Annotated in this window: 20 protein-coding genes and 1 pseudogene; 5 read left to right on the forward strand and 16 right to left on the reverse strand. The window is 62.4% G+C overall.

Going from position 1 to position 24572, the window contains the following annotated elements; translation table 11 throughout:
- A pseudogene (locus I8N66_RS23715) lies at window positions 1–403 on the forward strand (anti-sigma factor); the annotation flags it as partial.
- An 81-nt stretch (window positions 404–484) separates the two neighbouring features.
- Here the strand turns inward: I8N66_RS23715 and leuA are convergent.
- Together leuA and I8N66_RS23725 are read right to left on the reverse strand one after the other, a co-directional pair.
- A complete protein-coding gene (gene leuA, locus I8N66_RS23720; protein WP_113535502.1) occupies window positions 485–2194 on the reverse strand; it encodes a 2-isopropylmalate synthase in 1710 nt (569 codons plus the stop codon).
- Between the two features lie 407 nt (window positions 2195–2601).
- On the reverse strand, window positions 2602–3186 hold the full coding sequence (locus tag I8N66_RS23725; protein WP_113535503.1) for an ATP-dependent Clp protease proteolytic subunit: 585 nt from the start codon (window positions 3184–3186) through the stop codon (window positions 2602–2604).
- 238 nt (window positions 3187–3424) lie between these two features.
- Between I8N66_RS23725 and I8N66_RS23730 the strand changes: the two genes are divergently transcribed.
- On the forward strand, window positions 3425–4003 hold the full coding sequence (locus I8N66_RS23730; RefSeq protein ID WP_291158688.1) for a HupE/UreJ family protein: 579 nt from the start codon (window positions 3425–3427) through the stop codon (window positions 4001–4003).
- Between the two features lie 50 nt (window positions 4004–4053).
- Here the strand turns inward: I8N66_RS23730 and queF are convergent, their stop codons facing one another.
- The 3 genes from queF to I8N66_RS23745 form a co-directional block, all read right to left on the reverse strand.
- Entirely contained in the window at window positions 4054–4518 is a 465-nt protein-coding gene (queF, locus tag I8N66_RS23735) for a preQ(1) synthase (RefSeq protein ID WP_113535505.1), read from the reverse strand.
- On the reverse strand, window positions 4515–5444 hold the full coding sequence (locus I8N66_RS23740) for a cation diffusion facilitator family transporter (RefSeq protein WP_291158693.1): 930 nt from the start codon (window positions 5442–5444) through the stop codon (window positions 4515–4517). The genes queF and I8N66_RS23740 overlap by 4 nt, the downstream gene beginning before the upstream one ends.
- Window positions 5445–5561: 117 nt before the next feature.
- Window positions 5562–7136 (reverse strand): MFS transporter, encoded by a 1575-nt coding sequence (locus I8N66_RS23745; RefSeq protein ID WP_291158695.1) that lies wholly within the window; start codon window positions 7134–7136, stop codon window positions 5562–5564.
- 178 nt (window positions 7137–7314) lie between these two features.
- On the opposite strand from I8N66_RS23745, the gene I8N66_RS23750 reads away from it, so the two are divergent.
- Complete coding sequence (locus I8N66_RS23750) at window positions 7315–8241, forward strand: LysR substrate-binding domain-containing protein (RefSeq protein WP_291158697.1); 927 nt, start codon at window positions 7315–7317, stop codon at window positions 8239–8241.
- A 104-nt stretch (window positions 8242–8345) separates the two neighbouring features.
- On the opposite strand, the gene I8N66_RS23755 is transcribed toward I8N66_RS23750, so the two are convergent.
- The 3 genes from I8N66_RS23755 to I8N66_RS23765 all read right to left on the reverse strand — a co-directional run bounded on the left by I8N66_RS23755 (window position 8346) and on the right by I8N66_RS23765 (window position 12922).
- Window positions 8346–10535, reverse strand: coding sequence for an anthranilate synthase (locus I8N66_RS23755; RefSeq protein ID WP_291158699.1), 2190 nt, complete (start codon window positions 10533–10535; stop codon window positions 8346–8348).
- A 112-nt stretch (window positions 10536–10647) separates the two neighbouring features.
- The gene (trpLE, locus tag I8N66_RS23760) at window positions 10648–10692 is read right to left on the reverse strand and encodes a trpE operon leader peptide TrpLE (RefSeq protein WP_178385070.1); all 45 of its coding nucleotides are present in this window, start codon (window positions 10690–10692) and stop codon (window positions 10648–10650) included.
- 124 nt (window positions 10693–10816) lie between these two features.
- Window positions 10817–12922 (reverse strand): TonB-dependent receptor, encoded by a 2106-nt coding sequence (locus tag I8N66_RS23765; RefSeq protein WP_291158701.1) that lies wholly within the window; start codon window positions 12920–12922, stop codon window positions 10817–10819.
- Window positions 12923–13323: 401 nt separating this feature from the next.
- Between I8N66_RS23765 and I8N66_RS23770 the strand changes: the two genes are divergently transcribed.
- The gene (locus I8N66_RS23770; RefSeq protein ID WP_291158703.1) at window positions 13324–14196 is read left to right on the forward strand and encodes an extensin family protein; all 873 of its coding nucleotides are present in this window, start codon (window positions 13324–13326) and stop codon (window positions 14194–14196) included.
- 26 nt (window positions 14197–14222) lie between these two features.
- Here the strand turns inward: I8N66_RS23770 and I8N66_RS23775 are convergent, their stop codons facing one another.
- The gene (locus I8N66_RS23775; protein WP_291158706.1) at window positions 14223–14675 is read right to left on the reverse strand and encodes a thioesterase domain-containing protein; all 453 of its coding nucleotides are present in this window, start codon (window positions 14673–14675) and stop codon (window positions 14223–14225) included.
- 244 nt (window positions 14676–14919) lie between these two features.
- Here I8N66_RS23775 and I8N66_RS23780 point away from each other — a divergent pair, with 244 nt between their 5' ends.
- Window positions 14920–15429 carry a DUF1993 domain-containing protein gene (locus I8N66_RS23780; protein WP_291158708.1) on the forward strand — a complete coding sequence of 170 codons (510 nt, stop codon included), beginning with the start codon at window positions 14920–14922 and terminating at the stop codon, window positions 15427–15429.
- Window positions 15430–15574: 145 nt separating this feature from the next.
- On the opposite strand, the gene I8N66_RS23785 is transcribed toward I8N66_RS23780, so the two are convergent.
- From I8N66_RS23785 to I8N66_RS23815, 7 genes are all read right to left on the reverse strand, one after another.
- Window positions 15575–17254, reverse strand: a complete 1680-nt coding sequence (locus I8N66_RS23785) for a formate--tetrahydrofolate ligase (protein WP_291158710.1) — start codon at window positions 17252–17254, stop codon at window positions 15575–15577.
- 113 nt (window positions 17255–17367) lie between these two features.
- The gene (locus I8N66_RS23790) at window positions 17368–18594 is read right to left on the reverse strand and encodes a DUF2333 family protein (RefSeq protein WP_291158713.1); all 1227 of its coding nucleotides are present in this window, start codon (window positions 18592–18594) and stop codon (window positions 17368–17370) included.
- A 3-nt stretch (window positions 18595–18597) separates the two neighbouring features.
- Complete coding sequence (locus tag I8N66_RS23795; RefSeq protein WP_291158715.1) at window positions 18598–19887, reverse strand: DUF6638 family protein; 1290 nt, start codon at window positions 19885–19887, stop codon at window positions 18598–18600.
- Window positions 19888–19906: 19 nt separating this feature from the next.
- Complete coding sequence (locus I8N66_RS23800) at window positions 19907–21823, reverse strand: AAA family ATPase (protein WP_291158718.1); 1917 nt, start codon at window positions 21821–21823, stop codon at window positions 19907–19909.
- Between the two features lie 2 nt (window positions 21824–21825).
- Window positions 21826–22974 carry a hypothetical protein gene (locus tag I8N66_RS23805; RefSeq protein WP_113535517.1) on the reverse strand — a complete coding sequence of 383 codons (1149 nt, stop codon included), beginning with the start codon at window positions 22972–22974 and terminating at the stop codon, window positions 21826–21828.
- A 58-nt stretch (window positions 22975–23032) separates the two neighbouring features.
- Window positions 23033–24121 (reverse strand): hypothetical protein, encoded by a 1089-nt coding sequence (locus I8N66_RS23810; protein WP_113535518.1) that lies wholly within the window; start codon window positions 24119–24121, stop codon window positions 23033–23035.
- Between the two features lie 166 nt (window positions 24122–24287).
- Window positions 24288–24572: cytochrome c family protein (locus I8N66_RS23815; RefSeq protein WP_291158723.1), on the reverse strand; the 285-nt coding region annotated here is incomplete at its 5' end.

A 24572-nucleotide genomic window follows, 5' to 3' on the forward strand; every position in this document is an offset into this window, starting at 1 on the left:
CGCCGACTACCACCGCGTTTACTCGCGACAACAGGACCATCTCGTCGAGGTCCCCGCCTCCGAAGCTCCCAAGATCGAGACCTGGCTTTCAGCCAGCGTCGGCGTTCCCTTCAAGATCCCGCAGCTCGGCGGCAAGGGCCTGATCTTCGAAGGCGCGCGCCTGCTGGTGGCCGACGGCAAGCCGGTGGCGCAGCTGGTCTACCGCAGTGCCGACGGAGAGATCTTCGCGATCTGTTTCCTCAAGAACACGACTGGCCCGCAGTCGGCCGATTTCGACGAGAGCATCCGCGACGATCTCGGCATGGTTTCCTGGCAGAGAGGCGGCGCCGCGTTTGTGCTCGTCGGCCCTTCCGCCCATGTCGGGATGCAGGATATCGCCGAGGCCGCCGCCGCGACGATCTGACGGCAACATTCGAATGTCAGGCATGAAAAAGCCCGCACCGGAATGCCGGTACGGGCTTTTGTTTGTTCGCCGATGCTCCGATCAGCCGCGCTTCATGTCCAGGACGCGGTTTGCCGCCGAAACGATCGCTTCGAGCGAGGCAGCAACGATGTTGGTATTGATGCCTGCACCGAAGAGCTTTCCGTCCGGATGCTCCATCTCGACATAGGCGATGGCCGCCGCGTTGGAACCGTGCTGCAGCGAGTGCTCGGAATAGTCAGCGACCGAAAGATCGATGCCCAGATAGATCGACAGCGCGTTGATGAAGCCGTCGATCGGGCCTGTGCCCTTGCCTTCGATCCGCTTCACCTCGCCATTGTCGGTGATCTCGGCAGCGACCACGCGCACGCCCTTGTGCTCGCCCACCGGATAGGTGTGGTGGTCGACGAACTTGATGCGTGCGCCGGGCTGTTCGACATAACGCTCGATGAAGCGCTCGTAGATGCGCTTCGAAGGCAGCTCCTTGCCTTCCTCGTCGGTGATGCGCTGGATGTCTTCACGGAACTCGACCTGGAGGTTGCGCGGCAGGTTGATGCCGTAGTCCTCCTGCAGGATGTAGGCGATGCCGCCCTTGCCCGACTGCGAGTTGATGCGGATGATCGCCTCGTAGGAGCGACCGACGTCGCGCGGGTCGATCGGCAGGTAGGGCACTTCCCACAGCGGCTTGTTGGCGGTCTTGATCGCCTTCATGCCCTTGTTGATCGCATCCTGGTGCGAGCCGGAGAAGGCCGTGTAGACCAGTTCGCCGACGTAAGGATGGCGCTCCGGAATGACCATCTGGTTGGAATATTCGTAGACTTCCTTGATCCGCTCGATATCCGAGCAGTCGAGCTGCGGGTCGACGCCTTGCGTGAACATGTTCAGCGCCAGCGTGACGACGTCGACGTTGCCGGTGCGCTCGCCATTGCCGAACAGCGTGCCTTCGACACGGTCGGCGCCGGCCATCAGGCCCAATTCGGTGGCGGCAATGCCGGTGCCGCGGTCGTTGTGCGGATGCAACGAGATGATCAGGCTTTCGCGATTGTCGAGGTTGCGGCACATCCATTCGATCTGGTCGGCATAGATGTTCGGCGTCGCCATCTCGACGGTCGACGGCAGGTTCAGGATCAGCTTGTTGTCCGGCGTCGGCTTGACGATCTCGGTGACCGCGTTGCAGATCTCCAGCGCCACTTCGAGCTCGGTGCCTGTGAAGCTTTCCGGCGAATATTCGAAACGGTAGCCGCCGCCGGCCTTGGCCGCCATGTCGGTGATCATCTTGGCGGCATCGGTCGCGATCTGCTTGATGCCGGCAACATCCTTGGCAAACACTACACGACGCTGCAGCTCACTCGTCGAGTTGTAGAAGTGCACGATCGGCTTGTGGGCGCCCTGCAGCGCCTCGAAGGTGCGGGTGATCAACTCGGGCCGGCATTGCACCAGCACCTGCAGCGACACATCCTTGGCGACATTGCCCTCCTCGATGCACCAGCGGGCAAAGTCGAAGTCCGTCTGCGAGGCCGAGGGGAAGCCGATCTCGATTTCCTTGAAGCCCATGTCCAGCAGCAACTGGAACATGCGTGCCTTGCGGTCATGGCCCATCGGGTCGACGAGCGACTGGTTGCCGTCGCGCAAGTCAACCGAGCACCAGATCGGCGCCTTGGTGATCGTCTTCGACGGCCAGGCACGGTCGGTCAGTGCGATCTGCGGGTAAGGCTGATACTTCACCGCCGCTTCCGGCATGCCGTTCTTGATGGAATGGGATTTCTGGATCATTGCAGCTTCTCTTCATCACTGAGCGCTCTGGCCGCCTTGCCATACCCGATCGAGGATCGGATTGCGATGGCTAATGCCGCGGCGAGCGCGCCTTTATCCTAAAACTCTTATGGATTCGAGGAGCATCTGCCGGCGTGGCTTTTCGGCCGCCGGGCGCTCCTCAGCGAACCCGGCAACCGCGAGTAAGGCCGAGAAGAAGAAGCGAGGCGAAGGCGCGCAGCGGCGCACGATTGTCATCGTGTGCGGCAGAGATCGTGGCGATCCGATATGCGTCAGCCTTGGTCATGGTCAAAGCCTATACACGGCTTGCCGGACCGGAGCAAGCCGCGCAATGCGCGTAACTCGCGGCAAAAGAAAAGGGCACCGGCGTGAGCCGATGCCCTTAATACCCATCGGTTCAAGCGAACTCAGATGTCCGCAGCCGAGGAGATGATGCGCGAAACGAGACCGTAGGCCTTGGCTTCGTCAGCCGAGAGCCAGTAGTCGCGGTCCGTGTCCTTGGCGATCTTTTCGACCGGCTGGCCGGTCGCCTCGGAGAAGATCTTGTTCAGGCGATCGTTCATCTTGATGATCTCGCGTGCCTGGATCTCGATGTCCGAAGCCATGCCGCGGGTGCCGCCGGACGGTTGGTGCAACAGGAAGCGGGTGTTCGGCAGGCAGATGCGGCGCTCCTTGGGGGCGCCGACATAGATCAGCGCGCCGGCGGAAGCGACCCAGCCGGTACCGATGGTCCAGACCTTCGGCTTCACGAACTTGATCATGTCGTGGATGCTGTCACCCGACTCGACATGGCCGCCCGGCGAATTGACGAAGATGCGAATGTCTTCGTCGCTGGCCGCGGCAAGCGCCACCAGCTGCGAGCAGACCTTCTGCGCCAGTTCCTGGTTGATCGTGCCGTAGATGAAAATCGAACGCGACTTGAAAAGGTTCGCCTCCGTTTCCTTGCCAAGCGGCAATTCGGTCTTCTTGTCGTCCTCGTCTTCGTCGTTCATCCGTTTTTCTCCGGCGTCTCATGAATTCTTCAGCCAAAATCAGATAATGCGACTCGGCCACGAAAACAATGCAACAAACGGAAGGGGCAACAAAGCGGCAGCGCGGACTACGCTTATGGTAAAAACTGCTATCGCCAGATGCCGTATAGACAGGTCGGGAAAGGCCAATAAGATCAACCGTGTCAGACAACTACCGGACGGGCCACCTCCCAGGCACCGCCGACCTATGGGGACACGCATGAACAGACGCATCCTGATCGCCGCTGCGGCGCTGGCGGCTTCCGCCGCGCCCGCCTTCGCCCACCTCAATCCGGCAGAGCATGGCTCGTTTGCCGTCGGCTTCTCCCATCCGCTCTTTGGCATCGATCACATCCTGGTCATGGTCGCCGTCGGCCTTTGGGCGGCCCAGATCGGCGGTCGTGCCCTGTGGGTCGTGCCGACAGCCTTCGTCTCGATGATGGCGGCGGGCTTCGCTCTGGCGGTGGCCGGCGTCGGCCTGCCCTTCGTCGAGCCGGCTATTCTCGCCTCCGTGGTGGCGCTCGGTCTGCTGGTCGCCATGGCGGTGCGCCTCGATACGGCAGCGTCCGCAGCGATCGTCGGCGTCTTTGCCCTCTTCCACGGTCACGCCCATGGCGGGGAACTCGGCAGTGCCGGCGCGCTTTCCTTCTCGGTCGGCTTCATCGCCGCAACCGCCGCGCTGCATGTTGCCGGCATCGGCCTTGGCATCGCGCTTCAGCGTCTCTCCGGCGGCGGCTTGCTGGCCCGCATCCTCGGCGGCCTCACGGCGCTTGCCGGGGCCGCTTTGATCTTTGGCTGACAAGCCTCAGCCAAAATGAACAATGGCGGGCCAGGCCCGCCATTTTCGTTTCAGCCGCGACCGCGATAGGTCGGCACGCCTTGGTCGGGCAGCCACAGGCCTTCCGGCGGCTTGCCGGTCTGCCAGAAGACATCGATCGGGATACCGCCGCGTGGATACCAATAGGCGCCGATCCGAAGCCAGCGCGGCGAAAGCAGCGAGACCAGCCGGCTGGCGATGTCGATGGTGCAATCCTCATGGAAGGCGCCGTGGTTGCGGAAGGAATGCAGGAACAGCTTCAGCGACTTCGATTCCACCAGCCATTCGTCGGGCACGTAATCGATGACGATATGCGCGAAATCCGGCTGGCCGGTCATCGGGCAGAGCGAGGTGAACTCCGGCGCGGTGAAGCGCACCAGATAGTCCTTGCCCCGGTTGCCACTCGGCACCCGCTCCAGCACTGCCTCTTCCGGGCTCTGCGGCAGATCCACCTTCGCGCCCAATTGCGAAAGGCCGGATACGTCGGTCTTGCTCATTTCCGTGTTGCTCCACTCACCTTGACGCGCACGCCGTGCGCCTTTTCACCTTCCGGCTCCACATGGATCGCGATCCTGGCGCCCGGATGCACATCGCGGATCGCATCCTCGATCCGGTCGCAGATATCATGCGCCTCGCCAACCGGCATCACCTCCGGCACGACCATGTGGAAATCCACGAAGATCGCAGGTCCTGCCTGGCGGGTCTTGAGGTCGTGCACGCCGAGCGAACCCTTGGCATTGGCCGCGATGGCCTGCTTGATCGCCTCTTCCTCTTCACTCGAAACGGCCCGGTCCATCAACCCGTCGATCGAACGGGAAATGACTTTCCAGCCCTGGAACAGAATATTGCAGGCAACGATGACCGCAAGCAGCGGATCGAGGATCGCGTAACCGGTGGCGATGGCAAGAAGAAGGCCGACGAGCACCCCGGCCGAGGTGACCACGTCCGACAGGATGTGATGCCCGTCGGCGCTGAGCGCGGGCGAGCGATAGCGCGCCCCGGCGCGGATCAGCACGTAGGCCCAGATCGCATTGATGACACCGGCAATGAAGTTGATCGCAAGTCCGAGCGCCGGCGCTTCGAGGAGCACCGGCGAGAACATTGCCGGGACCGCTTCCCAGACGATGAGGAGTGCCGCGACCACGATCAGCACGCCTTCGATAACGGCCGAGAAATACTCCGCCTTGTGGTGACCGAAGGGGTGGCCCGCATCGGCCGGCTTGGAGGCATAGCCGATCATCAGATAGGCGATGACCGCCGCGATCACGTTGACGGTCGACTCCAGCCCGTCGGACAGAAGCGCCACCGAGCCCGTCAGCCACCAGGCAAGCAGCTTCAGGCCGAGCACGGCGAGCGAGAGTGGTATGCCCCAAAAAGCAAGGCGGAGCACGGTGCGGTTTTCGGTTCCAGTCGTCATTGTCATTCCTCGTGCAGATGCAAACGAGTTGCAAACGCAAGCCCATTCAAACGCAAATCCGCCCGCGCGAAAATTCGCGCAGGCGGTCGATGGACAAGCATATGCTGGATTAAGCGCCGCTTGTCAAAGATTGGATCGGCTGGTTCCGGTTTCTCCGCAGGCAATCGCCTCGAAGGATAGCGCGTCTGCTTCGATTTCGTCGTCATCGACCGCCTTGTCGCCCCGGCCAATGAAAAAGAATACGACCGCCGCGGTCGCGACCGTGATCACGGTCAGCAGCAGAAGCAAGGCGCTGAACGCATCGCCATAGGCCCGGAGGAGCGCAGCGTGCGATGTCTCAGGTGCAAGAAGCGCGGCCTGCGCCAGGTTGCCGGTCACGATGCGTTGCGCCATCGCTCCAGCGTTCGCGCCCGCCTCCGCCCCCAGGTTCGATGCCGTAAGCGCGGAGAGGATCGCGGTGACGATCGCGAGCGCAATGCCCTCCCCGGCCACCCGTGTCGTGCTGAAGATCCCCGTCGCCATGCCGGCGCGCTCCTTCGGAACGACACTGACGGCAAGCCCGTCCATCAGTCCCCAAGGCAGGCTGATGCCAAGACCGATCAGGAGCAGCGGTGCGAACAACGTGGACGGTTCGGACCCCACCGGAAACCGGCCGAGCCAGAAAAGCCCCACCGCCGACAGCAGCAATCCCACGCCGCAGATCGCGGCGGGCCTGAACCAGCGGGTGAGCAGCCCGGCGGCAATCGGCAGGATCAGCAGCGGCGCGGACATGGCGATCATCATCCGCCCACCGGCAACGGCACTCATGCCCTCGATGCCGATGAAGCGCACGGGAAGTAGGATGAGCAACACGACGAAGCCATAGGCCGGAGCAGCCGCCAGCAGTTGCACGCCGACAAAGCGCGGATAGCGGAAAAGCGTCAGATCCAGCATCGGCCGCGCGACCGAACGTTCGATCCGCCAGAAGGCCAGAAAGAGGAGCGCCGATGCCACCAGTATGGCGATCACGAGCGGATGGCTCCAGCCGCTTTCCGGACCCTGGAGAATGCCGAAGGTAAGCGTTGTGAGCGCCGCCGTGAAGCTCGCGGCCCCCTTCCAGTCGAGGCCGGCGGCATCGGGATCACGCGTCTCGCGCAGGAAGACCGCGCCGAGCGCCAGGGACAAGCCAGCCAGTAGCACCACGAGTGCGAAGATTGCCGGCCAGCCGAAGGCCTCGACCATCAGTCCGGAGGTGATCGGCCCGAAGGCAAGGCCAACACCGAAGCTGGCGCCGACCAGGCTAAAGGCCCGGAGCCGCTCGTTCTCGTCGAACTCCTGCGCGAGCGACGCCATGCCGCCGGAAAAGGCCGCTGCCGCCCCGATGCCTTGAAGGGCGCGCAAGACATCGAACCAGACGATGTTGCCGGCGAAGGCGAGACCGATAGAAAACAACAGGAAGGCAACGAGTCCGCCGATAAAGACGCGCTTGCGGCCGAAACTGTCGGCAAGCGCGCCTGCCGCCATCAGCGAACTGCCGAAGGTGAGCATAAATGCGTTGGTGACCCAATTGAGTGCGACGGGATCAGCACCAAGGCTGCGGCTGATCGACGGCAGCGCCACCGCCGGTCCGGTGAAGGTGAGCGGCATTGCCGCCGCTGCACAGCAAACAGCCAGAAGCACGAACCGGCGCCCGCGCTTATCTCGAATTTCTTCTCTCATGCCCCGTTCCATCCGTTCGAGCAAAGGAGATACCCGCGCAGGCCTCACGGAACCTCCGTCCGGACGTCAGCACTTGCGGGGTATCGATTGACGGATGCAGGATAGTTTCGACATAATCTGATAAAAATCACGCCACTTCGCCAGACATACCGGAACAAAACGCTCGAATGGAGAAGCAATGGATCGCCTGAGCGGCTTGACCGCGTTCGTCCGCACGGCCGATCTCGGCAGCTTCGTCGCCGCCGGGCGCGTGCTTGGCCTGTCCGCTTCAGCGGTTGGCAAGGCCGTCACCAATCTCGAACGAGAGCTCGGCGTCCGCCTGTTGCAGCGCTCCACCCGCAGCATAAGGTTGACCGAGGAAGGCCGGCTCTTTCATGAGCGCTGCCGCCGCATCCTCGACGATCTCGACGACGCCGAGGCATCGTTGGCCCTAGCGGTGGCCGTGCCACGCGGACGGCTGCGCGTCAGCGTGCCGATCGTCAGCTACCATTTGCTGTTGCCGGTGCTGCCGGAATTCGTGCGGCGCTATCCCGAAGTCGAACTCGATCTCGACTTCAACGACCGCATCGTCGATCTGATCGACGAAGAAGTGGATGTCGCCATCCGTAGCGGCGTCCTGCCGGACTCCCGGCTGATGACCCGGGCGCTGCGCCCCTTCCAGCTTCTGCTCTGTGCTGCGCCGGCCTATCTCGACCGACACGGCACGCCCGAATGCCCGCGCGATCTCGATGGCCACCACGCGATCCGCTTCCGTTTTCCCAATAGCCGCAAGCTGCAGGAATGGCCGATCGCCATGCCGCCGGGCGGACCCGAGCCGCAGATCAAGACCGTGCTCAACTGCAACAACATGGAAGCGCTGAGCGGTGCCGTCCTCAACGGCCTCGGCATCGGCTGCCTGCCGGATTTCCTCGCGCGCCAACCGCTCAGCGATGGCCGGCTCCGCACCGTGCTTGACGCCTATCTCGACGCCCCCGGGCAGTTCCATCTTCTCTGGCCGTCAAACAGGCACCTCTCCCCGAAGGTCCGCGTCTTCGTCGATTTCCTGAGCGAGCGACTGTTCGCCGATCGTTGCGAGCGCGCGCCGGCCGTCGAGGTGACACGGTAGATACGGAAAAGGTGCCACCCCATCGCGGAAGCGGCACCTTGGTTTGGTCAAATCGTCACCAATGTCCCCGCGCCGGCATCGCCGGAGTGGGAGCGTTCAAGCGATCAGGCCGCCTTGATCTTGGCGCGCTTGGCGAGATGCGCCACCACGTTCTCGATCATCCGCATGCCGGCGTCGCCGCCAAGCGTCATGATCGATTCCGGATGGAACTGCACGGCTGCCACCGGCTCCTTGGTGTGCTCGATGCCCATGATCGTGCCATCTTCGCTTTCGGCGGTGATCATGAAGTCCGCGGGCAGGCTCGCTGGATCGGCAAAGATCGAGTGGTAGCGACCGACAGTCACTTCCTTGCCGAGACCGGAGAAGACGATGCCCGGTTCCAGCACGCGGATGCGCGACGGCTTGCCGTGCATCGGGACCGCCAGTTGGCGCAGATCCCCACCATAGGCTTCAGCGAGTGCCTGCAGGCCGAGGCAGACGCCGAAGATCGGCAGGTCACGCGCGCGCGCCTTCTTGATCGTCGCCTTGCAGTCGAAATCCTTGGGGTTGCCGGGGCCGGGCGAAAGCACGACGAGATCCGGCTTGACGCGATCGAAGATCTCTTCGGCCACCGGCGTGCGCACCGTCGTGACGGTCGCCCCCGTCTGGCGGAAATAGTTGGCCAACGTATGAACGAAGCTGTCCTCGTGGTCGACGAGCAGGATATTCACGCCCGCACCGACCGCCGCGACATCGCGACCGGCTTTGCCGGCGTTGGCGGATTTCGCGTCGCGGATGGCTGCGATCATGGCGGAGGCCTTCAGTTCGGTTTCGGCTTCTTCTTCTTCCGGGTTTGAATCATAGAGCAGCGTCGCCCCTGCCCGCACCTCGGCGATGCCGTCCTTGATGCGGATCGTGCGCAGCGTCAGGCCCGTGTTCATGTCGCCGTTGAAGCCGACCATGCCGATGGCGCCACCATACCATGCGCGTGGGCTCTTCTCATGGCTTTCGATGAAGCGCATGGCCCAGAGCTTCGGCGCACCGGTAACCGTGACGGCCCAGGCGTGGCTGAGGAAGCCGTCGAAGGCATCCATGTCGTCGCGCAGGCGCCCTTCGATGTGGTCGACCGTGTGGATCAGGCGCGAATACATCTCGATCTGGCGACGGCCGATGACCTTGACGGAACCCGGCACGCAGACGCGGCTCTTGTCGTTGCGGTCGACGTCCGAGCACATCGTGAGTTCGGATTCGTCCTTCTTCGAATTCAGCAACTTCAGGATCTGTTCGCTGTCGGCGATCGGATCGTCACCGCGCTTGATCGTGCCGGAGATCGGGCAGGTCTCGATGCGGCGACCGGAGACGCGCACGAACATCTCCGGCGACGCGCCGACCAGATACTCCTGGTTTCCGAGATTGATGAAGAAGGAATAGGGCGACGGATTGATCGCCTTCAGCCGGTTGGAGATCTCCGAAGGCTTGCTTTCGCAGCGCTCGAAGAACTTTTGGCCCGGCACCACCTCGAACAGATCGCCGCGACGGAAGCTCTCTTTCGCCTTGACGACGAGCTCGGCATATTCGCCCGGGCGATGGTCGCCATGCGGCGGAATGCTGTCGACCGTCTGGAACGGTTCCGACGCGATATCGTCCGACTTGCCCTCGGTGGTGCGGCCGTCCTTGGCAAAGTCATAACGGTCTATCCACGCCTTGGCGGCGTAGTGGTCGACGACGAGGATCTCGTCCGGCAGGAACAGCACCATATCGCGCTGGTCGTCGGGACGCTTCAGCTTCAGGTCGATCGCATCGAACTGGAAGGCAAGGTCGTAGCCGAAGGCGCCGTAAAGGCCGAGGCTCGCATCCTCGGCCGAATGGAAGAGGTTGGTTACGGCGCGCAGCACGCTGAACACGGTCGGCATCTTCGAGCGCTCTTCTTCGGTGAAGACGCGGTCCGGCGCGTTGATCGTGAGATCCAGGCGACGGCTGGTCGAAGCGCCGAGCGTGATGTCGGAGACGGTCCTCAAGTGCTCGGCGATGATCGACAGCAGCACTTCGCCGCGGCCGTTATAGGCTTCGATCCAGAGCGAGCGGCCGAAGGAGGAAATGCCGAGCGGCGGATCGACGACGGCCGTGTCCCAACGGGTGTAGCGGCCGGGATATTCGTAGTTGGAGGAAAACACCGCGCCGCGGCGTTCGTCGAGCTTATCCACATAACTTGCGATCGCCTGGCCATAGGAGGCCTCGCGCCGCCTGCGCGTCACCGTAATGCCGCCTTTGGTGGTGTAGCTCTCCGCGCCGTCCTCGAGAATTACCGTTGCCATTCGCCTCGCTCCGTAAAAGCCCGGTCCTTGAGCGGCCCAAACATGAAAAAAGCCGCCTCGACATCTCCGGGCGGCTTCATCTCTCAATCACGCATGACTGGTCAAGGCCGCTTCAGCGAGCCCACCACCAGATCGAAATGTTGCGTGCGTTTTCCATGGGCGAAAGTGTTAGCGTGGGTTCCGGCGGTGCGCAAGCGGGAAAACGACGGCGAATACGGCGGTTGCGGCAAAAAAGGAGGCGGTTCTCTCGAACCGCCCCGACTGGAGTTGGACTGATACTATCAGAACTTTGCCTTCGCCGTAACCAGGAACGTGCGGCCACGGCCCGTATCGATCGCGCTGCCGGCAATCGTGCTCGACGACGGCGTGTAGGTCTTGTCGAAAAGGTTCGTCACCGTTGCCGTCACCTCCAGGTCGCTCTCGAACTTGTAGTTCGCGAAGAGGTCGACGAGGCCGTAGCCCGGAACGTTCGGCGGCGTCCGGTTGATCTCGCCGACAAAGGCGTTCGATACGGCATAGAGACGCGTGCCGACCGTCAGGCGCTGGTCTTCGAGGAAGCGGGCACCGAGCGTTGCGCTGAGGATATTGTCAGGCAGGTAGCTCTGGACGCCGAAGCCGTTCACCTGTGACGGCAGGTTGCTGTCGGTGTAGGTGTAGGCGAGGTCGCCGAAGACGTAGCCGGCATCATAGGCCGCCTGCAGTTCGAAGCCCTGGACGGTGGACGTACCGGGATTGTTGACGAAGAAGATCTGCCGACCGCCACCGAGCAGGGCTGCGGTGATGTAGTTGTCGATGCGGTTGTGGAAGTAGTTCGCCTTCAGACGCAGGCTGTCGCTCGGATCGAGCAGCCCGTCGAAGGAGAAGTTGGCACCGATTTCCCAACCCTTCGAGATTTCAGGCTCGAGGAACGGGTTGGGGAAGAACGACTGGCCGCTCGGCCCCGGGTGCGTGCCGCCGGCGAAAGTCTCGTTGACAGTCGGCGAGCGCGAGGTCTCCGCGTAGGTCACATAGGGCTGGAACCATTCCGTTGGGTTGAGCGCGACGGTGATGCTCGGGTTGAGTCGACCCTCCGACTTGTCGACCGTGTAGGGGCCAGCCGGCAGGCCGATCGGGTTGCCGGCGACGACCGCACCCGAGCCATCGAGGCTGAAGTGGTCCCACCGCAGGCCAGCCGTCAGGTCCAGCATGCCGTAGGTGAAGGTCGTGCTGCTGAAGACGCCGGTCGTGGCATTGGTGCCGCTGCCGTTGACGCCAGCGCCCGGCCGTGCGGTGCTGTTGATGACGTTGTAGTCGTCACGGAAGTATTCGACGCCATAGTTCGCCTTGACGGCAACGTCGCCGAGATCGAACAGCGAGGTGTTCGAGATATCGAAGCCTTTGCCCGTGTCGGTGATCCGACGACCGGCAGCGGTACCGCCGCCGCGAACATCGGTGTCGTACTTCATCTGCAGCCGGTTCCAGTAGGCATTGGCGCGGAAGTCGATGAGCTCGTTGTCCGGCGTGTAGGAGTAGCTCGCCGAAACGGTCTGGTTCTTCACGTTCTGGAAGTAGGAATTCGCGAAGAAATCGTTGTCGTAGGTAATGCCGGTGAGCTTGAAGGTGTGGTCCTTGTCGGGCGTCACCTCGAACTTCAACAGGCCGGAAAGCAGGTCCTCCTCGGTATAGGGCACCTGCACGCCATTGCCGTTGTCGTAGTTGCCGGGATCGGCCTTGCTGATACCGCCGAGCACCGAGAACACGTCGTTGAAACGGTAGGCGCCGATCAGCGATTCCGACCAGCCGGCACCGTTGGTGCCATAGGTGGCCGAAGCGATGCCGCCGTAGTTCTTGCCGTCCTGGATCAGGTCTTCGACGTCATAGGTCTTGAAATTGACAGTACCGGCCAGCGCACCGCCGCCGACACCGGTCACGGCGCCGCGGGTGACGTCAATCTCGGACAGGAATGCCGGATCGAAATAGGCAAAGCCCTGGGCTTCATGGCCGGTGAAGCGGAAGTTCTGGCGCACGCCGTCGATCATCATGTTGACGCGGCCGGAACCCTCAAAGCCACGGATGTTGACCGCGACGCCCGGGTTCTGCGGGTTGTTCGCGGTCGAGGTGCCGGGAACGCCACGCAGCAGGTCGTCGGTCTCCTGCCCCGATTGCAGATCGATCTGGTCTGTCGTGACGACGCTGACCGGGCCCGCCTTGGCATAGGGGTCAGCGGTGCGCGAGCCCTTGGCAACGATCGGCGACAGGTAGGTCTCGCCCTTCTTGGTCTCCTCGGCCTTTTTCTCTTCCGGCTTTGCCTGGGTTGTCGCGCTCTGGGCGAACGCGACGGTAGCGAATGAAATTGCAAGAGTTGTCGTGCAAGCCAACAGGGCCTGGCGACGATGCCGGGTGAGCATGGACCAATCCTTTGAGGTTCGAGGCCGGGCTTGCTGTTGAGCGGCAAACTCAAGGGGCTGGCTGGGCGCGTTCTGGGCGTTGCGACAATGTCGTCGCCTCATTTACGCCGCATAAAAAACATGATTATCTTTGTCAACATACAAAGACCCTCCCCGCAATTTATGGGGTCGTGCCAAACTGAGGCGTTGCCAAACTGCAACGCTTTTGCCGGAGAGCTGGTCCGGGAAGGGCATGGTGCTTGTGGGTTTCCGCCCGCCTCCCGCGCTAACCCATGAGAATCGATCACGATTATGATTTGGGTCAGGACGCTCCAATTCGCCGTGATCGCATGCAACCAGATCCGCTTCCGTGCGTTCCCTCCGCTCAGAGCCCGTCTTGCGGGCAGCGAGAAAGGAACCGGATGCGTCGCTCTTTCCCCTTGATCCTGCTGTCACTCCTGATCCTGACGGGCGCGAGCCTGCCGAAATCCGGCCCCATCCCGACAGAAAAGCCGCCAATGGATGCGGGAACGGAAGAGGCTGTTCCAACGCCCGACAAGAAGCCAGTAGCGCCGGCTGACGACGGCAAGGGCAAGGCAGCGAAAGAGCCGGCGGCGGCAGACGAGCAACCGGCGACGGACAAGAAACCCGCGGCGGACGAAAAGGAACAGCGCGCGGACGAGAAGGAGGATGTCAAGCCCGCACCAGTCGTCTATCCGCCCGTCGAGACCGAAAATGCCGCCGACTATGCCAAGTGTCTCACCGACCTGAAGGCACTTGGCACGACGTTCGTCGAAGCCAAACGCGTCGACGACGGCAAGGGCTGCGGCATCGACAAGCCCTTGGAGGTCACCAGCATCCTGCCCGGCGTCACGCTCGCGCCCAAGGGGCTGATGCGATGCGAAACGGCGCTGGCGCTGGCGCGCTGGACGAAGGAAACCGCCCAGCCGGCCGCCGAAGTTGCCTTCGACGCCAACATCAAGATCAAGGCGCTCAACCAGGCATCGACCTATATCTGCCGCCTGCGCAACAACGCGACATCAGGCAAGATCTCCGAACATGCGCACGGCAATGCCGTCGACATCGCGTCCTTCGGCCTGAGCGATGGAACGACGATCGCCATCCAGCCGCGTGACGAGGATGGCACGATGGACGGCGCCTTCCAGCGCGCAGTCACCGCGTCTGCCTGCCTCTACTTCAAGACCGTGCTCGATCCCGGCAGCGACGCGGCTCACGAGACCCACCTGCATCTCGACGTCATCGATCGCCGCAACGACTATCGCTACTGCCGCTAGGGCGAGACCCTTCGCTGCAGTGCAGATCAGCCGTTGCCATGGCCGAGCGCAACAAACTCGCCCTCGAAGCGTCCGGCTAGCGTGTCGCCGTCAAGCAGGTCGGCGACGACCACGGCCCGCGCCCTGCCCCGCCTTTTCAGCATCCGCAGGAAAGTTGGCCATTGGCCAGCATCGGCGAGCGACGAGCGCGCGGAGAAAGCACCGGCGACCGGTTTCAGGTAATCCATGCGATTGCTCTGGATCACCAGACGCGCCGCCACGCCGCCGTTGCGCAGCCGCACATGCAGGAGCGACCAGGCCGACAGGATCGTGAGTGCCGAAGCGCTGCCGCCGAACACCGTCTCGCGGTGGTTGATGTTCGGCGCCAAGGGAGCCGAAAGCAGGATGCGGTCGTCCGCCACCTCCTCCACCTGGACCTGCATCGCGGCAGATAGCGGAATGTGGGCGTGAAGATAGGCCTGCAAATCCTGGGGCGTCATCTCGGTTTCCATGGTCCCTTCTGCTGCGCGTAGGGTCTTGCACGACGCGCGACATTCGCGTCCGATCAATGCACGAGACCCTATGTCCTGGCCAGAGCAGCAGGCCGCGTCCGATCGCCTCTTGCCAACGCTCCACGACCGGCGAAGATACCGGTTCGCCCGTCTTGCAGGACCGCACACCGGTTCCCAAATACAGGCGCGAGGAAAATCCACCCGTTTGCGCCCAGTCTCAAGGAATTTTGTCATGGCATTGACGATGTACCAACTCTCCATTCCCGCCCTCGTTCGCGGCCTTGGTGTCCTCACCAGGCTGCTCGACAAGGCCGAGGCTCACGCGCGCGACAACGGCATCTCCCCCGAAGATCTCGTCAATGCCCGGCTGGCGCCGGACATGCTGACGCTTGCCGGCCAGGTGCAGCGCGTCAGCGATACGAGCAAGGGCCTGATCGGTCGCCTGACCTCGATCGAGGTGCCCCGTTTCCCAGACGAGGAAACGACCTTGGATGAATTGCGCCAGCGCATCGCCAACACCGTCGCCTTTCTTGAAACGGTGGCCCCGGTCGATATGGAGGACAGCGCCGCTCGCGAAGTCATCCTCAACTTCCCGACCTTGAAAGTGACGCTGACGGGTGAGGAGTATCTTCTGAAGTTCGTTCTTCCGAACTTCTATTTCCACCTCACCACCGCCTACGACATCCTGCGCCACAAGGGCGTCTCGATCGGCAAGGGCGATTTCCTCGGCCTCACGGCCTAGTTTCCGCCCCCAAGGCAAAGCAATGACAACGCCGCGCATCCCGCAGGATGCGCGGCGTTGTCATTATCAGGCCGGTCGAAGAGCCAAGGCGCGTGTCGCCACGCAAACGCGCAGGATCTCGTGCGTTGCGATGAACGCGCAGGCCCTAGAACAACCCCTCGATGTAGCCTTGTTCGTTCAGGAAAATCTTCTCCGACGACGGCACTTTGGGCAGGCCGGGCATGGTCATGATCTCGCCGGTGATGACCACGATGAAGCCGGCGCCGGCAGCAAGCCGCACCTCCCGGATAGGTACCGCATGGCCGCTCGGCGCGCCGCGCAGGTTCGGATCGGTCGAGAAGGAATATTGCGTCTTCGCCATGCAGATCGGCAGTCGGCCGTAGCCCTGCTCCTCCCAGGTGCGCAACTGGTCGCGCACCGTCTTGTCGGCAATCACCTCGCTCGCATGGTAGATGTCCTTGGCGATCGTCTCGATCTTGTGGAAGAGCGACATGTCGTCAGGATAAAGCGGCGAGAACTGAGAATGGCCGGCTTCCGCAAGCTCCGCAACCTTGCGCGCCAGTTCTTCGATACCAGCCGACCCTTGCGCCCAATGCCGGCAGAGCACCGCTTCGGCGCCAAGCGTCGAGACATAGTCCTTGATCGCCTGGATCTCGACGTCTGTGTCGGAGGTGAAGTGGTTGATTGCGACGACGACCGGCACGCCGAACTTCTTGACGTTCTGCACGTGGCGCCCGAGATTGGCGCAGCCCTTGCGCAGAGCCTCCAGGTTCTCCTTGCCGAGATCGTCCTTCTTGACGCCGCCGTTCATCTTGATCGCCCGGACGGTGGCGACGATCACCGCGGCATCCGGCTTCAGCCCGGCCTTGCGGCACTTGATGTCGAAGAACTTTTCCGCGCCGAGATCGGCGCCGAAGCCAGCTTCTGTCACGACATAATCGGCAAGCTTGAGCGCCGTCGTGGTCGCGATCACCGAGTTGCAGCCATGGGCAATGTTGGCGAAGGGACCGCCATGCACGAAGGCCGGATTGTTTTCGAGCGTCTGCACCAGGTTCGGCTGCATCGCGTCCTTGAGCAGCACCGCCATCGCGCCATCGGCCTTGATGTCGCGTGCGAATACCGGGGTCTTGTCGCGGCGATAGCCGATGATGATGTTGCCGAGCCTCTTCTCGAGGTCTCTAAGATCCGTCGACAGACAGAGGATCGCCATCACCTCGGAGGCGACGGTGATGTCGAAGCCGGTTTCGCGCGGATAACCGTTGGCCACACCTCCGAGCGAGCCGACGATGCTGCGCAGCGCCCGGTCGTTCATGTCCATGACCCGCCGCCAGGCAATGCGACGGATATCGATGTTCTGCTCGTTGCCCCAGTAGATGTGGTTGTCGATCAGCGCCGCCAGCAGATTGTGCGCCGAGGTGATCGCGTGGAAATCGCCGGTGAAGTGGAGGTTCATGTCCTCCATCGGCACGACCTGCGCATAGCCGCCACCGGCCGCACCGCCCTTGACGCCGAAGCAGGGTCCGAGCGAGGCCTCGCGGATGCAGACAATCGCCTTCTTGCCGATGCGGTTGAGCCCGTCGCCGAGACCGACGGTCGTCGTCGTCTTGCCTTCGCCGGCCGGCGTCGGGTTGATCGCCGTCACCAGGATCAGACGCCCGTTCTTCTTCTCGCGCTGACGCGCGATGAAGTCGGCACCGATCTTTGCCTTGTCGTGGCCATAAGGCAGCAGATCCTCGGGCGGTATTCCGAGCGCCGCCCCGATCTCAAGGATCGGTTTCTTCCTGGCCGCGCGTGCGATTTCGATATCTGACTTCACCTCCGTCATGGCATCTCCCCTCCCCGGGATCGCTTCTTGCTCGCGCCATTGGAGGCGCGTTTTGGTAATCATGCAAGGACGGCCGTCGAAACCTTGCCGCGGCCGTCCGCCTAGAGTCCCATTTATCGGGCGAGAATGTCGCGCATTTCGACGATGTTGGAGCGGACCCTCAGCGTATAGAAGCCCATCGTTGCCAGATGCGTCGGCATGATCCAGCCCGCTTCCTCACCGTTGGAGATGATCCATGGCTGGATGCGGAGCGCCGCGCGTAGCTGCTTGATCGTTTCCGTCCAGATCGGCAACAGACCACGCTGGGCGACGACATTGTCGAAGTCCGCACCCGCCGCCGAAAGGATGCCGTAGTAGCCGTAGAGCTGGCCATAGGCGAACCAGAAGCGATCGTCGGCGCGCGTGTCGAACCAGCCGCCATTGTGGTTTTCCGAGCGCTCGCGCAGGATCGCCGAGGTGTTGCCGAGGTCGTTTGCAACCCGGTCGAGGAACTCGACGAGGTTGTCGGAGCGGCCGTCGAAGATCGCCTCACACTTGCTGAGCGTCGTGTTGAAGGACCTCAGATCCTTCATGGCGGCCCGATAGAAGCTCGGTGTGGGCGTTTTTGGGCCAAACGGGTTCAGGCCGAAATACCAGGTCTCCTCGTCGAACTGCATGTTGCCGCGCGCGCTCTGCAGGGCGTTGTTAATGCCCGAGGTGCCGCGCATGCGACCGAGTGAATCGACCAGCTCCACCGAGGTGCGGCGGATCGCCTGGTTGACCCCGCGCTGGAACGACGCCTTGTTGTCGAGCCAGGGCGTGTCGTCCCAGTCGAGCCCGAACAAGCCGAGCTTGTAAAGCAGCATCGACGAGATCCAGGCATTCTCGTTGACGTTGAAATCGATCAAGTCGGCCGTGACCTCGACGATCGCCGAAGTCTGGCAGACCGTCCCGGCCGGCAATTGCACGGCGGCCAGCGCCTCCGGCGTCGATTCCATCGGCTGCGTGGCCACGCCGGCGAGGTTGTTGGCGGCACCGCCGGTCGTCGACTGACCGGTTGACGTCGTACCGGGACCACTCATCGGCGAACCGGCAGGCACCTTGCGCTCGGACAGCTTGTAGCGATCGACATAGTCTTCGTTGAAGTTCGTCCAGGCCTGGGTCTGCCAGATGAAATAGCCATAGAACAGGATCAGGCCGAGCAGGATGATACCGATCGGTCCCTTGATGATCCAGCTGCGTTGCCGATACCAGTTGCCGATCGCGATGAAGGGCCACAGCAGCCAGGCAATGGCGAGCCCGATGCCGCGGCCGATCGCGGTAAAGACACGCTGGAAAAACGCAACGATCGGATCGAACATGTCCTATTCCTCTCTGAGGCCGTAAAGCTTGTGGCGGAAGGCCGCCTTGTCTTTGAGATATGAACCCGTCAGCGTCGCCACAACATAGGCCTTGAAGCTTTCGCTATAACGCTCGTAAGCATCATAGAAGCCTTGCTTGTCGAAGACGAAGCGGGAAACGAAATCGCGCGGGACGAGCTGGGATATCAGCCGGTTGACGAGCCATTGATCGGGATGGGCGGGGGCTGCGCGAACCAGCAGGAAGCGGTGCGCCGGCGCCACGTCCTGCATCTTGATCGTGCCGGTCGCAGCGACGGTGCGGATCATTTCCTGCAGAAACGGATAGGTCCCGTCCCCGGCGACAATGGCCGCATTGCGGTGCATCCAGGTCTGCAGCCAGATCCGGTCGGCGTTGGCAAGGTCGGCCGTCGGCTCACTCTCGTTGATCAGCCCGCGCACGACCATGTCGGCGCGATGCTGGTAGAGCCCGGAGTCCTCGACCCAGGAGGCCTGCGGCAGCTGCAGCCGTTTGGTCGAGGCGAGAAAATCGTAGATGCGGGCGTAATCGTTGATGGCGATGTAACTTACCTGCCAGGGCCGCGACCGGCGGAAGCCGGGGACCGAAGGATCGCAGATGACGGTCGTCGTCTTGCCGTCGAGAAAGATGTAGACCCCACCGAAATGGTTGGCCCAGAAGGCTTCATGGCGGAAAACGAGCTGATCCGGCACCAGCGCGTTCTGCCGGATGTCGCCGGTGAGCTTGGCAAGCTCGACCATGCGGTTCAGCATCTCGTCGTCGGCCCAGGCGGTCGGCACCTTCTTCAGCCGGTCGACCAGGCCGCGCAGCTCCGCCGCCTTGCCAAGCATGTCCTCGGCCGAAAGCACCCGGAAGCGCACCTCGTTGATCGACAGCAGATCGTCGATATCGTCGACGATCGAAACCGAATCCTCGATCTCGCCGTAGAGCGCATCCTTGATCGTGACGGCATTGATCGCGCGGCTGTTGGCGTTGAAGAACTCGTGCATCAGCGCGGCGGTGTTGGAAAAGCTCGTATGCACGACCGGCAGCTCCGCCTGCTCCGGCGTCATGATGATGAAGCGGCGGTTCACCCGGTTCGGATCGAGATAGTCGCGGTCGCCAAGTTCCTCGGCGATCTCGGGCGAAAACCCGGTCATGTCGATGCTGAACTGTGTCAGCGCGGTCGGTCGCAGGCCGAAACCTTCGAGCGCCTTGTTGTAGCGCGCGATCAGATGCGGCTCCGAAATATCGAGCAGCCGTCCATAGATCAATTCGGCTTCAAGCAGGCGTTTCATCGATCAGTTCTTCCCACCATCACCCCTGCCACCGGCCGTCGCGTTTCATGGCCTCGATCTCGCGGATCGCCTTTTCGCGCTGGCGCTCGCGGCGGATGATGTCGGTGACGGCGGCATCGTCCGACTTGTCGGTGTAGCGGAACTCGCTGTCGGCGTACCGGTTGATCTCCTGCAACACCATCTCGATGGTGATCGGGCCGCGCAGCGCCTCGATCATCGCTTTCTTCTCGTCGTAGCCCTTGTGCATGAAGGAGCCGGCATCCTTGAACCAGTCATCCGGCAGCTCGACGTCCATGGCTCTGAGCTTGATCGCGTCGGTGATGTTCTTGATCGCCCGGCCGGTAAAGCGCGGCTCGGCCTCCTTGATCATGTGCAGGTAAGCGCCGACATCGGCAAGCGAGGCAATGGCCCCCTTCTCTTTCTCGTATCGCTCCCAGACCGCGACAAGACCATCCTCCTTCGGCCGCGCATGCTCGGCATAGGACTGAGCAACGGCGCGCTTGATCTCCTGCCCCTCGAAAAGCTGGTGCTCGCCGAGCGGGATCTTGTGGTTCTTGCCGACGAGCAGCGCAAAGATGTCGATATAGTCGTCCTCGGTCTGCGGCCCGTCGACCAGCCAGCGGGCGCCGGCGCGCTGGCGCAGCGCATCGTCGACATTTTCCGGATAGTTCGAGAACATGCCGAAGGTGCAGTTGCCGCGCACCACAGTGGACGCACCGGCAAAGCTCTCCATCAGCACCGCCGTCACCTCGTGCTGGCCGGCAGACGCGCGATCGTCGGAACGTTTAGCCGCCACCTGGTCGACATCGTCGATCGTGCCGAAGCCGATCGCCCGCGGATTGATGACGTTGTTGACGAACTCCTTGCAGTTCTGGCCGGACTTGCCCTGATAGGAGGAGATCTGGTCGACGCCGAAGTTTTCGTAGTGGAAGGCGTAGCCGGCGATCTCGCAATAGTCGTTGAGCATGCCGGCGAGCATCTGGATCAGGATCGTCTTGCCGGTGCCCGGCATGCCGTCGCCAATAAAGGAGAAGAGGAAGCCGCCAAGCTCGACGAACGGGTTCATCTGCCGGTCGAAGTCGTAGGCCATCAGCATCTTGGCAAGCTTCAGCGCCTGGTACTTGGCGATGTGGTTGCCGATGATCTCCTCGGGCTTCTTAAAGGTCATCACCAGGGGCTTGCGCTTCTGGCCCGGCGCCACATCGAAGCCATTAAGCGTGAAATCGTCCTGATCGAGCCGGATATGCACGTTTTCGAAGTTCTGCAGGCTGGTGAAGCGGGCCTTGCGGGCAATCAACCCCTCGATCGCCACACGCGAAAAGGCGCGCGCCCGCGCCGTCAGCGCCAGATCATCGGGTGCACCCGCGATGCCGCTGTCGAGCGCCGCCACGAGGCTCTTCAGCGCATCCTGCGGCGTATCGAACAGGAAGTCGGGTTCGACCGCATCGTCGACCGGCTCGCCCTCGCCGGCAAGCGTCGCGCCGAGATAGGCGGCAAGCGTGAAAGCGGCGACGTAAGCGGACGCCGAAAGCAGCGCCTTGAACTGGTTGGCCTCCTCTCCTGCAAGCGGCGAGGTGGCGTTCTTCGCCTGCAACTGCTCGAGGTTCGTCTGGCGCGCAAAGACGTCGGCGACGGCCAGCGCCACCTGGATGCCGCGGCGCGTGCGGTAGAGCACGGCGTGCTGGGCCGGAGAGAACATCGGGTCGCCCTGGCGCACCGACTGGATCGTCTTCGTCAGCTCCACCTCGCGCGTGCGCCGCTGGCCGCCAGTCGAAACTGTCGACACGAAGCGCCGGCCGGTGCCGGCAAGCGAGGTGCCGGCGGCGGCATCTTCCCGCTCCAGGATGATGAGCTTGGTCACCAGCCCCTGCGCCACCGCCTGATGCTTGGCGATGTCGTCCTCGTGCAGCGTCGTCAGCCCCGTATTGAGTGTCATCGTCAAACCTCGCTCACGACCTGGTTGCCGGAAATGACGTGGACCTTGTAGTCGCCGAACACCTGCTCCGCCTCACCCGCCGCATAGAGCGCCTGATAGGCGTCGTGCGGCACCAGCGCGTGTTTCTCGTAGGAGGAGACCCCCATGCGCGTCGCTTCCAGATTGGCGGTATCGATGTGAAATTCCTCCTGCGCCGGTGTCGACGACCAGAAGCCGCGCTTGGCCGGCCGCTCCGATTTCGAGAAGACCTCCTGCACCGTCCAGGTCAGAAGCCAGGCATTCTCGGTCTTGCGCACCTTGGAGAGAATGTCGTTGATGCGCGCATTGTTCTCGGTGATCCCCGCCGAATAGAAGGGGCCGAGCACGATGCGGCGCAGCTGCTTCGGGTGCAGCTCGTCAAAATCCTTGTCGAGATTGGTGGCGATCGTCACCGGCGTCAGCGAATAGCTGCTGTTCTTGGACGCAAAATCGTCGAAGCGGCTGGCGAGATCCGGATTGAGCAGGCCGCCGACCGGCAACGGTATCTCGACCTCAGGATTGAGCTTGCCGTCCGCTGTCACCAGCATGTCGACGATCTTTTCCGAGGAATCCTCGATCGTCGCCATGTAGACCATCGGCAGGGTATTGGCCCCGTCGAAGGCACCCCAGCTCACCACGTAATAGGGCCGCATCGTCTTGGAGTTGACGGCAACGCGGATGGTTTCCGGCAGGATGAAGGGCGAGAAGATCTCGCCCTTGCCGATCTGCTCAAGATAGAGCCGCTCCGCCATACGCGTCTGCAGCGCCTCGGGAAAAGCCTTCTGCCTCAGGATGAAATCGACCATCTCGTCGCGCAGCGCATCGGCCGAGGGAATGTCGGCGAGGCGCTTGGCCGCCGTCTGGCGATCGTTCTCCAGCTCCAGCACGTTCTGGAACACCGGGAAACCGCTTTCGGCGCGCGAGATCCGGAACTGGTCGACGAAGCCGATCCTGTTTTCCCAGCAGTCGATCGAAGCCTTCAACCGGCTGAGATAGGGAACGATCACTTCGCCGACGACAGTGTTGCGATAGAGCGGCGAGTTGCGGTCGCCGAGAAAGAGTTCGAGCCCGGCGAGCGCCGCGTGGATCGACGCGAAATATTGTGCGACAGCGGATGAAGCCGCGACTTTCATGCAAATCCCCGTGGCGCGTGCCAGACGGCAAACTCGGTTCGGATCATGCGCCTGCCGATCACTGCTTCACGTAGTTGGCAGTGTTGTGCTTGTCCATGACAGTCTGGAAGCGGCGGGCAAAAGCGTCGTCCGCCAGCTTTTTGCGGCGCTGGATATCCTGCGTCGAAAGCATGTTCTTTTCATGCATTTCGAGGAGATCGCCGATGTGGCGCTGCGCTGCGGCGCCGATGCCGGCCATCGTCTCTTCGGCGGCGGTGTCGACCTGGCTGCCGAGCGTGTTGATCTTGTGGGCGACGTCCTGCTGGGCGGCGGTCTTCAGCGAATCTTCCAGCGCCTTGTAGAGCACGATGCGCTGCTCGGTATCGATCGTCAGCTTGTTGATCAGCGTGTTCTGCGCGGCGATCTGATTGTTGAGTGAATCGACGAAGGTCTGGAACATTGAGGTGTAGCGCTCGAGCGTCTGGCTCTCGGCAAGCAGCTCCTGCTCCTTGGCCTGCTTCTCGTTGTATTCGGTCGCAAGCGCCGAGCGCTCGCCTTCGAGCTCGGTGCGGACCTTCTGCTCGGTCGAGGCGGCGATACGGTTTTCGATGTCGAGCAGCAGCGGGTTCAGCTCCTCGATGCGCTTCTGCACCTCTTCGAGGTTCGCCATCGTGCCCTTGCGGCGTTCGATCACCTGGATCAGGCTCTGCTCCGAGGTCTTGTAGCGCTGGTCGAGAATCGACTTCTGTTCCTTGAGGATGCCGACGATCATGTCGGACTTCGACAAGAGCTCCTGCAGGTTGCCGGCAAGCGACATGTTGCGCACGCGGTCGGTGCGCATGCGCTGCATCTTCTGCTTGGAGAAGATGCCGATGAACTTCTCGTAGCCGGTATAGTTCTTCATGCTCTCGAACTCGGAGCCGAAGACATTCGTCGCATCCTCGAGGCCGATGATCAGATCGGCGATGTTGGCTTCCATCACCTTCTGCTGGTTGATCACGTCCTGGATGCGGGCGTTCTCGATGTCGAAGTTGACGTCGCCAAGCTTGGTCTCGGCCTTGGCGAACTGCTCCAGCACGACGCTCGATTGTTCGAGCTTGCCGCGCATCTGGTCGACGACGCCCTTCGTCTTCTCGATCTCCGCGTCAAAGTTCTGAAGAGTCGCCATGTCCTGCCCCTCGATCCACCGTGGCGCGATCCGCCAGCCCAGCCAAATTATTCAGCCTTCGATTGCAGTTATATAAAGGGTGTTTATGGACAGAGAACAAGCCTGCAGCCGCGGCTTTTTTCGATCAAGCGTTGCAGCGAAGTGCTTGAGATATTGAAGGCATTGCCTATTTGCCAGCCGGCGGCGCCTTGAGGTAGGCGATCACGTCGGCAATGTCCTGAGGCTTCTTGAGACCGGGAAAAGTCATCTTGGTGGCGCCGACCATCGCCTTGGGGCTGAGCAGATATTCGCTCAGCGTCGCCTCGTCCCAGACATGACCCTCGGCGCCGAAAGCTTTCATCGCCGCCGAGTAGCTGTAGTCAGGGATCGATGCCACCGGCCGGCCGACAACCCCCATGAGGCTCGGCCCGACGCGATTGACCGGTTCGCTCGCCGTATGACAGGCCGCGCA

The sequence above is a fragment of the Ensifer sp. SSB1 genome, from assembly GCF_016652895.1.
Classification (GTDB): domain Bacteria; phylum Pseudomonadota; class Alphaproteobacteria; order Rhizobiales; family Rhizobiaceae; genus Ensifer.